Here is a 13,508-nt window from a genome sequence, read left to right on the forward strand (position 1 = left end):
TAGTTAGCGCGATAACGCCGGTTCGCTGGCGAATCGTCCGTCGAGTCGTTCGAACTCGGCAATGATCTGCGCGCCGAATAGCAGCAAGGTGGCGAGCGCTTCCAGGCTAAACAAGACGACAATCGAAGTCGTCAGCGAGCCATATACGACGCTGACCTGCGACAACGTCGCGAAATACCACACCAGAAAGTGCCGGGTGATTTCCCACAAGATGGCCGCGATGATCGCGCCTAGCAGGGCGTCGTTGAAGAAAGGCCTTCGCGCGGGCAGTACAAGGTAGATCGCTGTCAGCACACATACTTCCCCGCCCAGCCCCAGCAGGTAGAGTGTGGTGCGCGTCGCCCCACCCAGCGGGATGTGATACCCCAACAGTTCCACGCCATTCGCGCCAATTGCTTCCAGGCCACTGGAAACAAACGTAATGATCAAGACACCTGCCCCCAGGCAAATACTGCAGAAATAGGGCAGCAATGCCGACATTACGGCATGACGACGCTGCACCGTGACACGGTGTGTGAAGATCACTGCCATCGCTTTTTCCAAGACGGTGAAGGCGAGTGAACTGAAGAAAATCATCGTTGCAAGCAGCAGCCAGCCTAGCACCCCCCGATGCTGTACAAAGGCGTCGAGTTCGCGGACGACCGCGCGCGCCTGGCCCGGCACCAGCCATTCCAGCAAATGCCGCAGCGTATCGAGCAGCATCGCGCGCGGGACAAAGTGCGACAGGCCGATAACGATCAGGATCATCAGCGGCACGATCGACAGCAGTGCGTAGTAGGCGACCGCGCCTGCCAGCAGCAGCCCCTGGTTATCCTTGAAATGCCTTGCGGCGTCCCAGGCGAACCGCACCGGATGCCGACCGACTCGTCGCAAATTGGTTCCCAGGCGCGTAAGCATCGCTGCCTCCGATGGGGATGGGGTGAGGCCACCAGCGCAATACGCGTGCCTGCGCACGCGCGACGAGAACGCGAGGAGAAATGGCGTTGCATAACAAGAATGCAATCACACTAATGTGGTATTCTATTCTGGTATACCAATATGGAATGCAATGTGATGCACCAGTCAGATCTTATTTTTGAGAAATTGCGCGAGATGATCCTGACGCTTGCGTTGCGGCCCGGGGAGCAACTCTCCGAGCGCACGCTTGAGGCGCAGCTCGATGGATCGCGAACGCCCATTCGTGCCGCGTTGATGCGTCTCGAAAATGAGGATCTGGTCCAACGAGACACGCGGGGGTGGCGCGTGACGCCCATCGATACCGGTGAGCTGACGTTGCTATCCGAATATCGCGAAGCCATCGAAGTGACTGGTGTACGTGCAGCGTGCGAACGCGCGACGGATCAGGACGTCGCCGCGGTCATCGTGCGTCTCGACCGGGTCCGCGATATCTGCAATGCGATCGAACCGGCTGAACAGTGGCGTGATCAATGGCATCGCGCAGGCACGGACTTTCACATCGAACTGGCCCGTTTGAGTGGCAATCCTTTTATCGTGAAATCCATCGAGCGAGTCATGACCCGTCTGGCGCGGGTGCGATGGCTCGAAGTATCCACCCCGGCACGTCGTGAACAAAGCTGGCAGGAGCACAAGGCCATTGTTACTTTGATTCAGGCCCGACGTGCGGATGACGCGGCACAGGCCGCTTCGCGGCACATCCGTGATACGCATGACCGATTATTGCGGTCGCTGCGTGAAGATCGTCAGTATCTGCGTGCACAAGGCCTTGCTGTCGACGACACGCTACGCTGAAGCAAAAATTGCATCGCGGTTCGGCATGACCTGTCGCAACTGATCACGCCGTTCCGGATCTCTCTCACTTGCTGATTATGGCGTCCGCATCGCGGATGTCCTCGAACAGGATAAATACATCGTGTCCCGCAACACTCCCTTGTCCCAGGGATCTTCTGCTTTACCGCCAGCCGATAGCGCCGCGTCGACGAACCTTTCCGTCAATGGTCGGTGCGTATCGGTCGATGCTCCGACCGGTTCGATAGCGCATACACCGGTCGAGCCTCCGGGAGAGACTTTCAATCCGGCATGGCGCCGCAATCTGGCGGTCTGCGTGTTCGGCTCGTTCACGACGCTGATCGCAATGACGTTGCTGCTGCCGTTCCTGCCATTGTATGTCCAGGAGCTCGGCGTGCAGGAACCTGCGGCCATTGCGCGGTGGTCGGGCCTGGCGTTTGGCGCGACCTTCTTTGGTGCTGCGGTGTTGTCGCCGGTGTGGGGGCATTTGGCTGACAAATACGGCCGCAAGCTGATGATGATCCGCGCCAGCCTCGGGATGGCGATCACCATGTCCTTGCTTGGCATGGTGCACGACGTTTGGCAACTGACGGGCCTGCGGCTGCTGGCCGGCATTCTTGGAGGCTATGCCTCCGGCTCGATGATCCTGGTGGCAACCCAAACGCCGAAGGCGCGCGTGGGGTGGGCTCTCGGTACGCTTTCGTCGGGCATCATGTTTGGCAATCTGGTCGGGCCGCTGATTGGAGGGGTGCTGCCAAAATGGATTGGCATCCGTTGGACGTTTATTGCCGCGGGTGGCGTCATCTTTATCGCGTTCCTCGCCACCACTTTTCTGATCAAGGAAGATCCACAGCGACGAAAGCCGAAGGCGGGTAAGGAAACGGTGGAGTCTGGCGATCAGACACGACTGGCGCACCGCAAGGAGGGATGGGCGGCCATCCCGCAAAAGGGGCCCGTGGTGGCAATGCTTGTAACCGGGATGTTGCTGATGTTCGCGAATATGTCGATTGAACCGATCATCACGTTATTCGTCGCGCAACTGGTGGATACGTCACAGGTGACGGTCGTGTCCGGGCTGACGATGTCCGCCGCGGCGTTGGGCAGCGTCCTGTCGGCGTCGCGCCTTGGCAAGCTCGCGGACCGCGTTGGCCACTGGCGCGTGATCATCGGTTGCATGACCGCCGCTGCGATCCTGCTCGTACCGCAGGCTTTCGTGCAGACGGCGTGGCAACTGGTACTGCTGCGCTTCATGATGGGCTTGGCGCTTGGAGGCTTGCTGCCGTGCGTCGCCAGCGTGATTCGACATCGTGTGCCCGCGCATGTGGCAGGCAGCATGCTGGGCTATTCGACATCGTCGCAATACGCCGGGCAAGTCACCGGGCCGCTGGCGGGAGGCCTGATCGGCGGAGCATTGGGCATGCGTTCCGTGTTCCTGGGAACCGCCGCACTGATGGCAGTGAGCGCCGCCATGAATGTGTTCTTGTCAAAACGCTATGCATTGCCGGTGCCCGCATCGGCGCGAGAAGACGTGGCATCGCCATGACGCGGGACCGTCTTCGGTGAGGCCAGGCGCAATGCGTCGCTGTTACATCTGTGACCGCCACTGTAAGGCAAGTCATCCCGAAATAGGCGATCATGTTCACACATGAACAAGATGCAAGGAGCGGAACATGAAATCGAAAGCCATCGCGTTGTTGCTGGCATCGGCTCTCGCGGGTACGTCGGTGGGCGCCTTCGCGCAAAGTGGTCCGGGACCGGACGATCATCGCGGACCGGACCAACATGGTGGCCCGGGACACGCCGGTCCTCAAGGCGGCCCGGATGGTGGCCCGAGAATGCACGCGGATGATCACGGTGGCCGGGGTCCGGTGCCGCACAGCGATTGGCGTCGCGGCCAACGTTTGCCGGACGATTACCGGGGCGATCGCTATGTTATCAACGACTGGCATGCGCACGGTCTGCGCCAGCCACCGCGTGGCTATCAATGGCGTCAGATCAATGGTGACTATGTACTCGTCGCCGTGGCGACGGGCGTTATCTCCAGCATTATTCTCTCGACGCACTAACCCGGGAACACCGCGTGATGCGATTGGCGACATGGTTTCATAAGGGAGTTGCATGCCGACCAGTGTGATCTGGTGTGTGATCGTATTGTCGATCGTTGGTGTGATGACGAGACCGCTGCGTTTGCCCGAGGCCGTATTTGCGTTGGGCGGCGCGGCGGTTTTGTGCTTGGGCGGCGCGCTTTCCTGGCCGATGGCGGGACAGGCCGTGCTAAAAGGCATGGACGTGTACCTGTTCCTGACAGGCATGATGCTGGTTTCCGAGATAGCGCGACAGACCGGTGTGTTCGACTTCGTTGCCGAGCACGCGGCGCGACGCGCGCGCGGTAGCGCTTACCGTCTGCTATGGCTGGTGTACGCCGTGGGGGTTGTGGTCACGGCACTAATGTCGAACGATGCGACCGCCGTCGTATTGACGCCTGCCGTGCTTGCCGCCACGCGCGCGTCAAAGGTCCGCGAGCCGCTGCCCTATCTGTACGCCTGCGCCTTTGTCGCCAATGCGGCGAGTTTCGTCTTGCCCATCGCCAATCCGGCGAACCTCGTTGTCTTTCAAAATCACATGCCGCCGCTGGGAGCCTGGCTGGTACGCTTTGCCTTGCCGTCGCTGCTGTCGATTGGTCTGACCTATGGCGCATTGCGCTTCACGCAACGCGTGGCATTGCGTAATGCATTCAGCGATAACGCGGAACGACCCGGGCGAGACAGCAAGAGAAATCGGTCGCAGGGCGTAATGGCAGGCAATGACGCCAGCAAGCCGGATACCGGGGCGCGGGATGCGCCAGGACAGACCCTGTCCGTGACTGGCCGCTGGGCCGTGGCCGGCATTGCCGCCCTGGTTGTCGTCATGCTGACGGCTTCGGCGTGCGACGTCGAACTTGGCGCCCCCACGGCAGCCTGCGGTTGCCTCGTGCTGGCAATCGTGACGCTCGCGGCACGAAAGCGTCGCCCTGGCGGCGACGCCGATCCATTCCGTGTCACCGACGTACTGCGAGGTGTGTCCTGGGGCGTGTTGCCGTTAGTGGCAGGGCTTTTTGTGCTGGTGGAAGCATTGGCGCAGACCGGTGTATTGCACGTTGCGGGAACGTGGCTGAAACAGCGGGTACAAGACGGATCGCTGTCAAATCAGGCGGTGGTGGCGGCCGGTGCGGGTATCGTCACGGCATTGCTCGGCAATGTCGTCAATAATCTCCCGGCCGGTCTCGTCGCCGGAACCGTTCTGGGTCAGGCGCACGCGCCAACCCTGATCGCAAGCGCGGTGGCAATCGGTATCGATCTGGGGCCGAACCTATCGGTCACAGGCTCGCTCGCGACGTTGCTCTGGCTGACTGCGTTGCGACGCGAAGGATTGCATGTGAGCGCCTGGTCTTTTCTGCGCGTCGGGGCGGTCGTGATGATCCCCGCGTTACTGGCCGCGCTGGCCGGTCTCGTGCTGCAGGATATTCTGGTTAGCGTGCTGACGGCCTGAGTTTTTCTTTCGTGGCTGTGTCCGTTTTTGCATCCACAGTGCGAACCTGAGGCCCCATGCCAGGCAGGTGTCCATCGGGCGGTTGTGGCGTTTGCATGTGAGACTCTCATCCGGAGCACCCCCAGGCAATATGATTGTCTAGGCATTTCACACCCCATTGCGAAAAACCCGTGAATTATTAATGGCCGAAGTCATTTTTTGCAGCCATTTAAGAATGCCGGGATTATAAAAAATACATTAAATTCAATGTATTAGTGATTGCTTTGGCAGCATGGCACGGCAGCGGTCGCACTCAAGTTTTGCCCTTTCCGGTCGTAATCCGAGTATCAAGGCGTTGCCTGAATCCTTTTTGCTTTGGAAGGTGCATGAATGTTTGTGATCATTGGAATGGTCCTTGTCGTCGGCTGCGTAGTTGGCAGTTTCATCGGTGCGGGTGGGCACATCGCTGCACTGATCCAGCCGCTGGAGCTGCTCTGCATCCTGGGCGCGGCGAGCGGTGCTTTCGTCATCTCCAATCCAGGCAAGACGATCAAGGCGACGCTGGGTGCGCTGCCAAAAGCATTCAAGGGCAATGCGTTTACGAAGGAACGTTATGTTCAGTTGATTTCCTTGCTGTATGAATTGCTGCAGAAGGCACGTAAGGACGGCATGATCGCGCTTGAAGCGGATGTCGAATCACCCGACACCAGCCCGATCTTTCAGAAATATTCAGACGTGGTGGCAGATCACCATTTGCTCGATTTCATCATCGACTATCTACGCATGATGTCATCGGGAAACCTGACCGTGCACGAGATCCAGGACTTGATGGACGCGGAAATGGAGACGCACCACAACGAAGCCGCCGTGCCCGGTGGCGCGTTGCAGGGCATGGCGGACGGCTTGCCGGCCTTCGGCATCGTCGCGGCGGTGATGGGCGTGGTCCACACGATGGGTTCGGTTGGTGCGCCGCCCGCCGTATTGGGAGAGTTGATCGCCGGCGCGTTGGTGGGCACGTTCCTCGGGATTTTGATGGCGTATGGTTTTATCGGACCGCTGGCGACCCTGATCAATACGAAAGCAAAGGAAGAGGGCAAGCCGTACGAGTGCGTGAAGTGCGTGCTGCTGGCTTCGCTCGGTGGCTACGCGCCCAGCATCGCGGTGGAATTTGGTCGCAAGGTGCTGTTCACGCACGACCGCCCGTCTTTCAATGAACTGGAAGAAGCGGTCAAGGCGACCAAGGGGCCGCGATGAGCGACGATAAGGATCGGGTCTCGCTCACCATTATTCGTCGCAAGTCGAAGGGACATCACGGTGGTCATCACGGCGGTGCCTGGAAAATCGCCTACGCCGACTTCGTGACGGCGATGATGGCCTTCTTCCTGCTGATGTGGCTGCTCGGCTCCACGACGAAGGGCGAAAAGGCCGGGATCGCAGACTATTTCAATACGCCGCTGCGCGTGGCGTTGACCGGAGGATCCTACTCGGGAGGCGCCACGTCGATCCTGAACGGCGGTGGTGCGGACATGACGAAGAGCAACATCGGCGACGTCAAGCATGAGGATCCCGTGAAATCGAAAGCCAAGCCCTCATCGCCGCTCGATGAGAAGAAACAGCAGACGAAGGCCGACGACTTGCGCAAGCTGAGCGCATTGAAGCAGAAGATCGAGCAGCTGATTGATCAGAACATCAAGCTCAAGCCATTCAAGAACCAGATTCGACTCGACATCACCAGTGAAGGCCTCCGCATTCAGATCACCGATGCACAGAATCGTCCGATGTTTGCGTCGGGCAGCTCGGTGCTGGCACCGTACACGAAGTCGATTCTCGATGAGATTGGTGTGGCGCTAAACGACGTGGAAAATCGCGTATCGGTTGCCGGGCATACCGATTCAGCGCCTTATAGTGGTGGCGAAAAAGGCTATTCGAACTGGGAGCTGTCCAGCGAGCGTGCCAACGCCGCCCGGCGCGAGCTGATTGCCGGCGGAATGAACGAACGCAAGGTCATCCAGGTGCGAGGGCTGGCGGATGCGTTGCCGCTGGATTTGAAGGACCCGGCCGCACCGATGAACCGGCGAATCAGTATTCTTGTGCTGAACCACGAAAGCCTGGCCGCGTTCCTGCGCGATGGCGGACGGATGGATGTCGGTAACGGCGAAGAAGCGGCCGATATGATCGGTGCATCGGGTACGCCGTCACCGAATACGAAGTCGGCCATGACACCCGGCGAGGAAGCGTCGGTAACCCCCGCGCAGGAGATGCATGCCGTGACCACGATGCCCCCGGCTGGCAGTGCGCCGGCTGCGCCGCATGCCGGGTCGTAGGTTTCTCACTAAGCACTGACGAGCGTCGGCGCGCCGCCAGCACCGATTCTTGCAACCGATCCCGCCCGGGAACGAGAAATGCTCACTGCTCCAGCGAACTTTTTTGCTTCGCAGGGCCGGATCGATTTGCGACATGGGCACGCTCCCGCGTCTGACGGCCCGGTTTGTTTCCAGGGGCCGTCGCCATGTCCGCAGTTGATACCACATCCATCACGCAAGCATTGAAAAAGGACGGTTCCAGGACCATTTCGGTCTCCATGCGTGCCGCCAAGCGCTTCAGTGCCGATAAATGTCCGACGCTGGCCGCCGGAATCGCATTCTACTCGGCCTTTTCGCTTGCACCGATGTTGCTGATGGTCATCGCCGTTGCCGGATGGTTCTATGGCGCGGAGGCGGCGCGCGGGCAACTGTTTTCCAGGGTGCAGGGTTTTCTGGGGGCGGACGCCGCCGCCGCTATTCAGTCCATTGTCGAACACGCGCATCGTCAGGGCGGCGGCGGCTTCGCCGCCATCTTGTCGGTGCTCCTGTTGATCGTTGGCGCCTCGGCCACCTTCTCGTCGCTGAATACGGCTTTCGATGTCGTTTTGCCAATGCCGGTCAATACTTCTCGTTCCACCGTCGTGCAGATGGTGCGCACGCGCCTGGTGTCGTTCAGCCTGGTGCTCGGCGTGGCTTTCTTGCTGATCGTGTCGCTGGTCCTGGATACCGCGATCACATATATCGGCTCGGTCCTATGGCAGAACACCCCTTTCGTGTTTTTCGGCAATCTGGTGCAGACGCTCGTCAGCTTCGTGATCCTGGTGGCGGCGTTCGGCGCGCTGATCAAGTTCCTGCCCGATGCGTCGTCCCTCGTGGCCTGGCGGGATGCGGCATGGGGTGGTGCCGTTTCCGCAGTGCTGTTTAGCATCGGCAAGAAGTTGTTCGCGCTGTATTTGGCGCATGCAGGCACGGCGAGTGCGTTTGGCGCCGCGGGATCACTGGCGGTGTTATTGATGTGGCTTTATTTTTCCGCGGCGGTTTTGCTATTGGGCGCGGAGATCGCAGCGGTGCGAGGCGGATTCGATCGGGGTGAGGCAGAGGCTGACGAGCAGGCTTCTGGCGGAGCCGTATCCCCCGTGGCACGCATCAAGGCGAAGGGCGCACGCCAGAATGTGACAGCGCGTGCGCGCCAAGTCATGGGCATGGCACCGTCGCGTGACATCCTTGATCGATCCATGTCGCCGCCTGTCGACGCGCCTGCGTCAGCTCGCACGGCTTCCCGGCCACGCTCCTGCACTCGGGGCGAGGTCCGCGCGGCCGTCGATCGGGCAATCGCTCGCTCGCGCCATCCGGTCTTACTACGCGTCGCCGTGCAATCAGCACCATGGGTGTTACAAGCGATAACGCTTCTGTTGCCGACGCGCCGCCGCGTGGATGAGTTGGCGCGATCTTCTTCGGAGACGATACCGATAGGGCGCGGGTCTGCAGCGACGCCTCGCGCCAAGCGTGCGCAGCGGCTTGGCGCGCTGTTCATGCGCCGGCCAAGGCCAGTGCCAGTACCAGTGAAGCGTGGCGTCACGCGTGTGACAGGACCGGGCTCCCCGTATGGTCGGGTGGCATCTCGTACCCGCCATCCGATTGCCGCGGCCTTATTTGCTGCAGTGACAGGCTTGGCAATCGCGGCGTTGGCGAATCGCGAAAAAAAATAATAGGAAACGACTGCGCGATCGGCAGGCACCGATCGCGATCCCAACGTCGACAAAGCGAAGTGGGCGTCGTTCGACGATGATCGCCGGTCACGCCGCAGCGCATCTCGAACGGCTCGTTCAGTAAGCGATCAGGTTACCCAAAATCAGCGCCGCGAGCACGAGCCAGATGATGCCACCAATAAAGCTGCGGGCGAGCAACGACCGCACTCCGGCGACAAGGAACAGCACCCCTACCACCAGAAACAGAATATTGACGGCGGACGCATGGATACCCAATGCATCCGCGAAGCCGTGGGTGAATTCATGCAGGGCGTGCCCGAGCCCGCCAACCGTGGCGGTCAGCAGATGGACAATCGTCCGCAAGATGCTGCCGAGCAGGTTGCCCAGCCATTCAAAGAAGTTTCCGGATTGCATCGGGATACCGTAGGCGCCGGCCAGCGAGTCATGTGGCGACGCGCTATTCGACTGAGTTTTTTTATCTATCTTACCCGTATCAGACGCGGAAGCTGCAACCTCGTGTAAAAGCAAGCGCGAACAGGGATTGCCTTCGGTGACGGCTTGGCCTGGGACGTTCCCCCGTTTACCGCGCCCGGCCCTTGCACGCCGGGGTTTGCTGATTTTCCTGAAACGGCCCTGTGGTGCGCCTTTCAGGGTCTTCCTGCGCTATGGTAAGTCTCGAATGACGGAACTTTACGCCAAGTGTGCTCTATTAAAATGAAAAGAAATCGTTACAACGCTCGACCGACGGGGACATGCCTGTAAAATACGCGAAACTTTTGTCACAAACCCGTGACTGCAGCTTCGTCAGTAATCTATGTCGCTCAAAAAAACGCCGTTTTTCGAATTGCGAAGCGGTACCGTCGATCTGTTGCATTTCGTGATGAAGACCGCCGATGTTGGGGCGCTGCGTGCCGAATTGGCGCGTCGCTTCGAATCGACGCCTGCATTTTTTGCCGGTGAGTCGGTCGCGGTGGACGTCCGGCGCCTTGAGACGCCGGTATCCGGCCTTGATCTGGCGCAGATTGAAGCGCTGTTGACCGAATTCCGCATGCGCACGGCCGGTGTCGTGATCGACACGCAAGACAGCCTGCAGCGTGCCTGGGCCGAGCGCCAACAGGCGCCGGTCCTGGAGTCGCGGGACCGCGGTCGCAGCGGTGACGCCATTGACGATGCGTCGAGCGCGTCATCGGCGGCGGTGACGCACGCTACGGAAACGCCGGCAACGGCCGGCAAGGGCGGGGCGGCAGGCAACGAATCCGGTCTTGATGCCGCGGCGGTAACAAGCCCTGCGTCAGGTAGCGTGCCGCCTAAGGCTGCCCCTACATTGATTATCGATCGGCCACTGCGTTCTGGCCAACGTATCTACGCCGAAGGCGATCTGGTCATTCTTGGGCAGGTCAGCAACGGTGCGGAAGTGATTGCCGAGGGCAATATCCATGTGTATGCACCGTTGCGTGGTCGGGCCTTGGCCGGCGTGCACGGCAACCATGCGGCGCGGATCTTCTGTACCTGCCTGGAACCGGAGCTGATTTCGATCGCCGGTATTTATCGGACCACCGAGAATCCGTTGGCGGTGGACGTGCAAGGCAAGCCGGTGCAAGTTCGCCTGGACGACGAAAAATTGATCTTCGAACCCTTGCGGCTGACCTGACGGCGCAACCGGTTCATCTCTTTACATTAGGTGGCGAAAGCGTATGGCAAAAATTATCGTGGTGACTTCGGGCAAAGGGGGCGTGGGTAAGACCACGACCAGCGCGAGCTTTGCATCAGGCCTGGCGTTGCGGGGTCATAAGACCGCCGTCATCGACTTCGATGTCGGCCTGCGAAACCTGGATTTGATCATGGGTTGCGAGCGCCGCGTGGTGTACGACCTGATCAATGTGATCCAGGGTGAAGCCAATCTGAATCAAGCGCTGATCAAGGACAAGAAGTGCGAGAACTTGTTCATCCTGCCTGCGTCGCAAACGCGTGACAAGGACGCACTGACGCAGGAAGGCGTGGAAAAGGTCATCAATGACCTGATCGACATGAAGTTCGACTACATCGTCTGCGATTCGCCTGCCGGTATCGAATCGGGCGCACTGATGGCGATGTACTTCGCCGACGAAGCGCTGATCGTGACGAATCCCGAAGTGTCGTCGGTGCGGGATTCGGATCGCATCCTTGGCATTCTGTCCTCGAAGACGCGTCGTGCCAAAGAAGGCAAGGAGCCGATCAAGGAGCACTTGTTGATCACGCGTTACAACCCGAAACGCGTCAATGAAGGTGAAATGCTGTCACTGACCGATATCCAGGAAATCCTGCGCATTCCGTTGATCGGCGTGGTGCCGGAGTCTGAATCCGTGTTGCAAGCGTCGAATCAGGGCTTGCCGGCCGTGCATATCGAAGGCAGTGATGTCTCCGAGGCATACAAGGACGTGATCAGCCGCTTCCTGGGCGAGACAAAGGAGCTGCGCTTCACGGAGTACACGAAGCCGGGAATTTTACAACGCCTTTTCGGCAACAAGTAAGGAGACGATATGTCGTTTCTTTCTTTTTTGCTGGGCGAAAAGAAAAAAACCGCAGCCGTTGCAAAAGAGCGGCTGCAACTGATCATTGCGCATGAGCGCGGCAGCGACAAGCCACCGGCGGATTATCTCCCGGCACTGCAGAAGGAGCTTGTCGAGGTAATCCGCAAATACGTGAAGATTGGCGACGACGATATCAAGCTGCACGTCGAGCATCAGGGCAACCTGGAAGTGCTCGAAGTGAAGATTGAAATTCCTCAGACCTGAGGCGTCGACGGTTTTTCTGCCTGACCGGCGCCATCGGTACGATCGACGTGCCGGGACGGCGGTACGTCATGGACGGCGGCCGCAGTCGCACTTTCCGCGGTCGGCGGCGGTGCGGACAAGGCCGGGGTTGCAGCATACCGGTGCGCCAGTGTTTCATAGAACGGTGGTGCGAACAGCTTGGACACGCGGCTGGCCAGCAGGGACGTCACCATCAACGAAATCACCAACGCATGGCCGTTGATCATTTCCATCACGATCACAAACGCCGTGATCGGGGCCTGCGTCACTGCCGCGAGATAGCCCACCATGCCGAGCGCAATCAGCAACGGGATCGACAGGCTATGGAAAACCTCATGCAGCACCGTGCCGAAACCGGCGCCGATGGCGAGCGACGGCGCGAAAATGCCACCCGGAATGCCGGGCAGGTAGGACGCCACCATCGATGCGATCTTCAGGAACGGATACAGCGGCGACAGCGACTGTCGACCATCCAACGCCGCATGCGCTTCCGCATAGCCGCTACCGAAGCTGGCACCAACCGACACCAACCCTAATACCGCGACGACAAGACCGCATAATGCGCCGAACAGCACCGGTCGCTCAGCACGCATACGCGCGATCGGTGCTGGAATCCAGCGCGCGCTGTTGATGATCAACCAGCAGAATGCGCCGCCGGCAATACCGGTGAGTATGGCAACGGCGATGCAAGCCAGGATCATGATCTTCGGAAAGTCGGTGCGGACCTCGATCGTGCCAAAGTACGTGTAGTTGCCGTTGATGCCAAGCGCGACGATACCGGCAAAGATGATGGCCGTTATGACCACGCCGCTCGCGCGCTGTTCGAAATTCCGCGCCAATTCCTCAATGGCGAAGACGATGCCGGCGAGTGGCGTATTGAAGGCCGCGGACAGACCCGCGGCGGCACCGGCCAGTGCAAGCTGCCGCTCCAGTGCAATCGACGATTCCTTATAGAAACGGCGTAACTGGTACATCAACGCCGCCCCCACCTGTACCGTGGGTCCTTCTCGCCCGATCGTAAAGCCGCCGAGGATGGCGATGAAGGAAACCCCGATTTTGCCGATGATGATTCGTGGCGTAAGTAAGGACTTACCAAGTGATGCATCCATATGCAACATCGCGATCACCTGCGGGATGCCGCTGCCTTCAGACCCCTTGAAGAAAGTACGCGTGATCCAGACGCAGGCCGCCCCCACTGCCGGCGTGACGATAAGCGGCGCCCAGAAAAACGACTCGCGCACATTGCTGAAGAGCGAGAAACCGTAGTCGATCAGCTTGGCATAGCCAACGGCGATCAGGCCTGCGACGATGGCCCCCATCCAGATAATGCCGTAGTCGTGCCAGAGCCGACGCGCGCGATGCGCGGTGCGGGAGGGGAGTGAGGAAAAGGTGGGTGGCATCGGTGACGATTCAAGTGCGCAACCCAAAGTATAGCGCGCGCCTATCATGGC

13 protein-coding genes are annotated in these 13,508 nt (G+C 59.8%); 10 read left to right on the forward strand and 3 right to left on the reverse strand.

Translation table 11 applies throughout. The features are described from left to right. Window positions 1–3: 3 nt before the first annotated feature. Complete coding sequence (locus tag SJQ66_RS19110; protein WP_320535168.1) at window positions 4–897, reverse strand: YihY/virulence factor BrkB family protein; 894 nt, start codon at window positions 895–897, stop codon at window positions 4–6. A gap of 156 nt (window positions 898–1,053) precedes the next feature. Between SJQ66_RS19110 and SJQ66_RS19115 the strand changes: the two genes are divergently transcribed. The 7 genes from SJQ66_RS19115 to SJQ66_RS19145 all read left to right on the forward strand — a co-directional run bounded on the left by SJQ66_RS19115 (window position 1,054) and on the right by SJQ66_RS19145 (window position 9,265). Continuing rightward, window positions 1,054–1,749 (forward strand): GntR family transcriptional regulator, encoded by a 696-nt coding sequence (locus SJQ66_RS19115; RefSeq protein ID WP_024902764.1) that lies wholly within the window; start codon window positions 1,054–1,056, stop codon window positions 1,747–1,749. A gap of 241 nt (window positions 1,750–1,990) precedes the next feature. Continuing rightward, on the forward strand, window positions 1,991–3,289 hold the full coding sequence (locus SJQ66_RS19120; protein WP_320535349.1) for an MFS transporter: 1,299 nt from the start codon (window positions 1,991–1,993) through the stop codon (window positions 3,287–3,289). Between the two features lie 127 nt (window positions 3,290–3,416). Then, entirely contained in the window at window positions 3,417–3,812 is a 396-nt protein-coding gene (locus SJQ66_RS19125; protein ID WP_024902766.1) for an RcnB family protein, read from the forward strand. Between the two features lie 52 nt (window positions 3,813–3,864). Next, window positions 3,865–5,274, forward strand: a complete 1,410-nt coding sequence (locus SJQ66_RS19130) for an arsenic transporter (protein ID WP_036008800.1) — start codon at window positions 3,865–3,867, stop codon at window positions 5,272–5,274. Between the two features lie 369 nt (window positions 5,275–5,643). Beyond that, on the forward strand, window positions 5,644–6,507 hold the full coding sequence (gene motA / locus SJQ66_RS19135; protein WP_024902767.1) for a flagellar motor stator protein MotA: 864 nt from the start codon (window positions 5,644–5,646) through the stop codon (window positions 6,505–6,507). Further along, window positions 6,504–7,577 carry a flagellar motor protein MotB gene (motB, locus tag SJQ66_RS19140; protein WP_253462800.1) on the forward strand — a complete coding sequence of 358 codons (1,074 nt, stop codon included), beginning with the start codon at window positions 6,504–6,506 and terminating at the stop codon, window positions 7,575–7,577. The genes motA and motB overlap by 4 nt, the downstream gene beginning before the upstream one ends. Window positions 7,578–7,762: 185 nt before the next feature. Beyond that, window positions 7,763–9,265 carry a YihY/virulence factor BrkB family protein gene (locus tag SJQ66_RS19145; protein ID WP_024902769.1) on the forward strand — a complete coding sequence of 501 codons (1,503 nt, stop codon included), beginning with the start codon at window positions 7,763–7,765 and terminating at the stop codon, window positions 9,263–9,265. Between the two features lie 117 nt (window positions 9,266–9,382). Here SJQ66_RS19145 and SJQ66_RS19150 read toward each other — a convergent pair whose 3' ends face one another. Then, window positions 9,383–9,679, reverse strand: a complete 297-nt coding sequence (locus SJQ66_RS19150; RefSeq protein ID WP_046152703.1) for a hypothetical protein — start codon at window positions 9,677–9,679, stop codon at window positions 9,383–9,385. A gap of 400 nt (window positions 9,680–10,079) precedes the next feature. Here SJQ66_RS19150 and minC point away from each other — a divergent pair, with 400 nt between their 5' ends. From minC to minE, 3 genes are read left to right on the forward strand one after another with little or no spacing between them, the layout of a single operon-like run. Next, window positions 10,080–10,916 carry a septum site-determining protein MinC gene (gene minC, locus SJQ66_RS19155; protein ID WP_253462801.1) on the forward strand — a complete coding sequence of 279 codons (837 nt, stop codon included), beginning with the start codon at window positions 10,080–10,082 and terminating at the stop codon, window positions 10,914–10,916. 43 nt (window positions 10,917–10,959) lie between these two features. Next, complete coding sequence (gene minD, locus SJQ66_RS19160; RefSeq protein ID WP_024902772.1) at window positions 10,960–11,775, forward strand: septum site-determining protein MinD; 816 nt, start codon at window positions 10,960–10,962, stop codon at window positions 11,773–11,775. A 9-nt stretch (window positions 11,776–11,784) separates the two neighbouring features. Next, window positions 11,785–12,039: a cell division topological specificity factor MinE gene (minE, locus tag SJQ66_RS19165; RefSeq protein WP_024902773.1), complete on the forward strand. Its 255-nt coding sequence runs from the start codon at window positions 11,785–11,787 to the stop codon at window positions 12,037–12,039. On the opposite strand, the gene SJQ66_RS19170 is transcribed toward minE, so the two are convergent. Further along, window positions 12,030–13,457 (reverse strand): chloride channel protein, encoded by a 1,428-nt coding sequence (locus tag SJQ66_RS19170; protein WP_320535169.1) that lies wholly within the window; start codon window positions 13,455–13,457, stop codon window positions 12,030–12,032. The genes minE and SJQ66_RS19170 overlap by 10 nt on opposite strands. Between the last annotated feature and the right edge of the window lie 51 nt (window positions 13,458–13,508).

It is taken from the genome of Robbsia andropogonis, from assembly GCF_034047095.1.
GTDB classification, from domain to species: domain Bacteria; phylum Pseudomonadota; class Gammaproteobacteria; order Burkholderiales; family Burkholderiaceae; genus Robbsia; species Robbsia andropogonis.

What these genes read in the sequence shown, in the direction of transcription:
- SJQ66_RS19110 (WP_320535168.1), bottom strand. Translation starts at nt 897, where the DNA reads ATGCTTACGCGCCTGGGAACCAATTTGCGACGAGTCGGTCGGCATCCG.
- SJQ66_RS19115 (WP_024902764.1), top strand. Translation starts at nt 1,054, where the DNA reads ATGCACCAGTCAGATCTTATTTTTGAGAAATTGCGCGAGATGATCCTG.
- SJQ66_RS19125 (WP_024902766.1), top strand. Translation starts at nt 3,417, where the DNA reads ATGAAATCGAAAGCCATCGCGTTGTTGCTGGCATCGGCTCTCGCGGGT.
- SJQ66_RS19130 (WP_036008800.1), top strand. Translation starts at nt 3,865, where the DNA reads ATGCCGACCAGTGTGATCTGGTGTGTGATCGTATTGTCGATCGTTGGT.
- motA (WP_024902767.1), top strand. Translation starts at nt 5,644, where the DNA reads ATGTTTGTGATCATTGGAATGGTCCTTGTCGTCGGCTGCGTAGTTGGC.
- motB (WP_253462800.1), top strand. Translation starts at nt 6,504, where the DNA reads ATGAGCGACGATAAGGATCGGGTCTCGCTCACCATTATTCGTCGCAAG.
- SJQ66_RS19145 (WP_024902769.1), top strand. Translation starts at nt 7,763, where the DNA reads ATGTCCGCAGTTGATACCACATCCATCACGCAAGCATTGAAAAAGGAC.
- SJQ66_RS19150 (WP_046152703.1), bottom strand. Translation starts at nt 9,679, where the DNA reads ATGCAATCCGGAAACTTCTTTGAATGGCTGGGCAACCTGCTCGGCAGC.
- minC (WP_253462801.1), top strand. Translation starts at nt 10,080, where the DNA reads ATGTCGCTCAAAAAAACGCCGTTTTTCGAATTGCGAAGCGGTACCGTC.
- minD (WP_024902772.1), top strand. Translation starts at nt 10,960, where the DNA reads ATGGCAAAAATTATCGTGGTGACTTCGGGCAAAGGGGGCGTGGGTAAG.
- minE (WP_024902773.1), top strand. Translation starts at nt 11,785, where the DNA reads ATGTCGTTTCTTTCTTTTTTGCTGGGCGAAAAGAAAAAAACCGCAGCC.
- SJQ66_RS19170 (WP_320535169.1), bottom strand. Translation starts at nt 13,457, where the DNA reads ATGCCACCCACCTTTTCCTCACTCCCCTCCCGCACCGCGCATCGCGCG.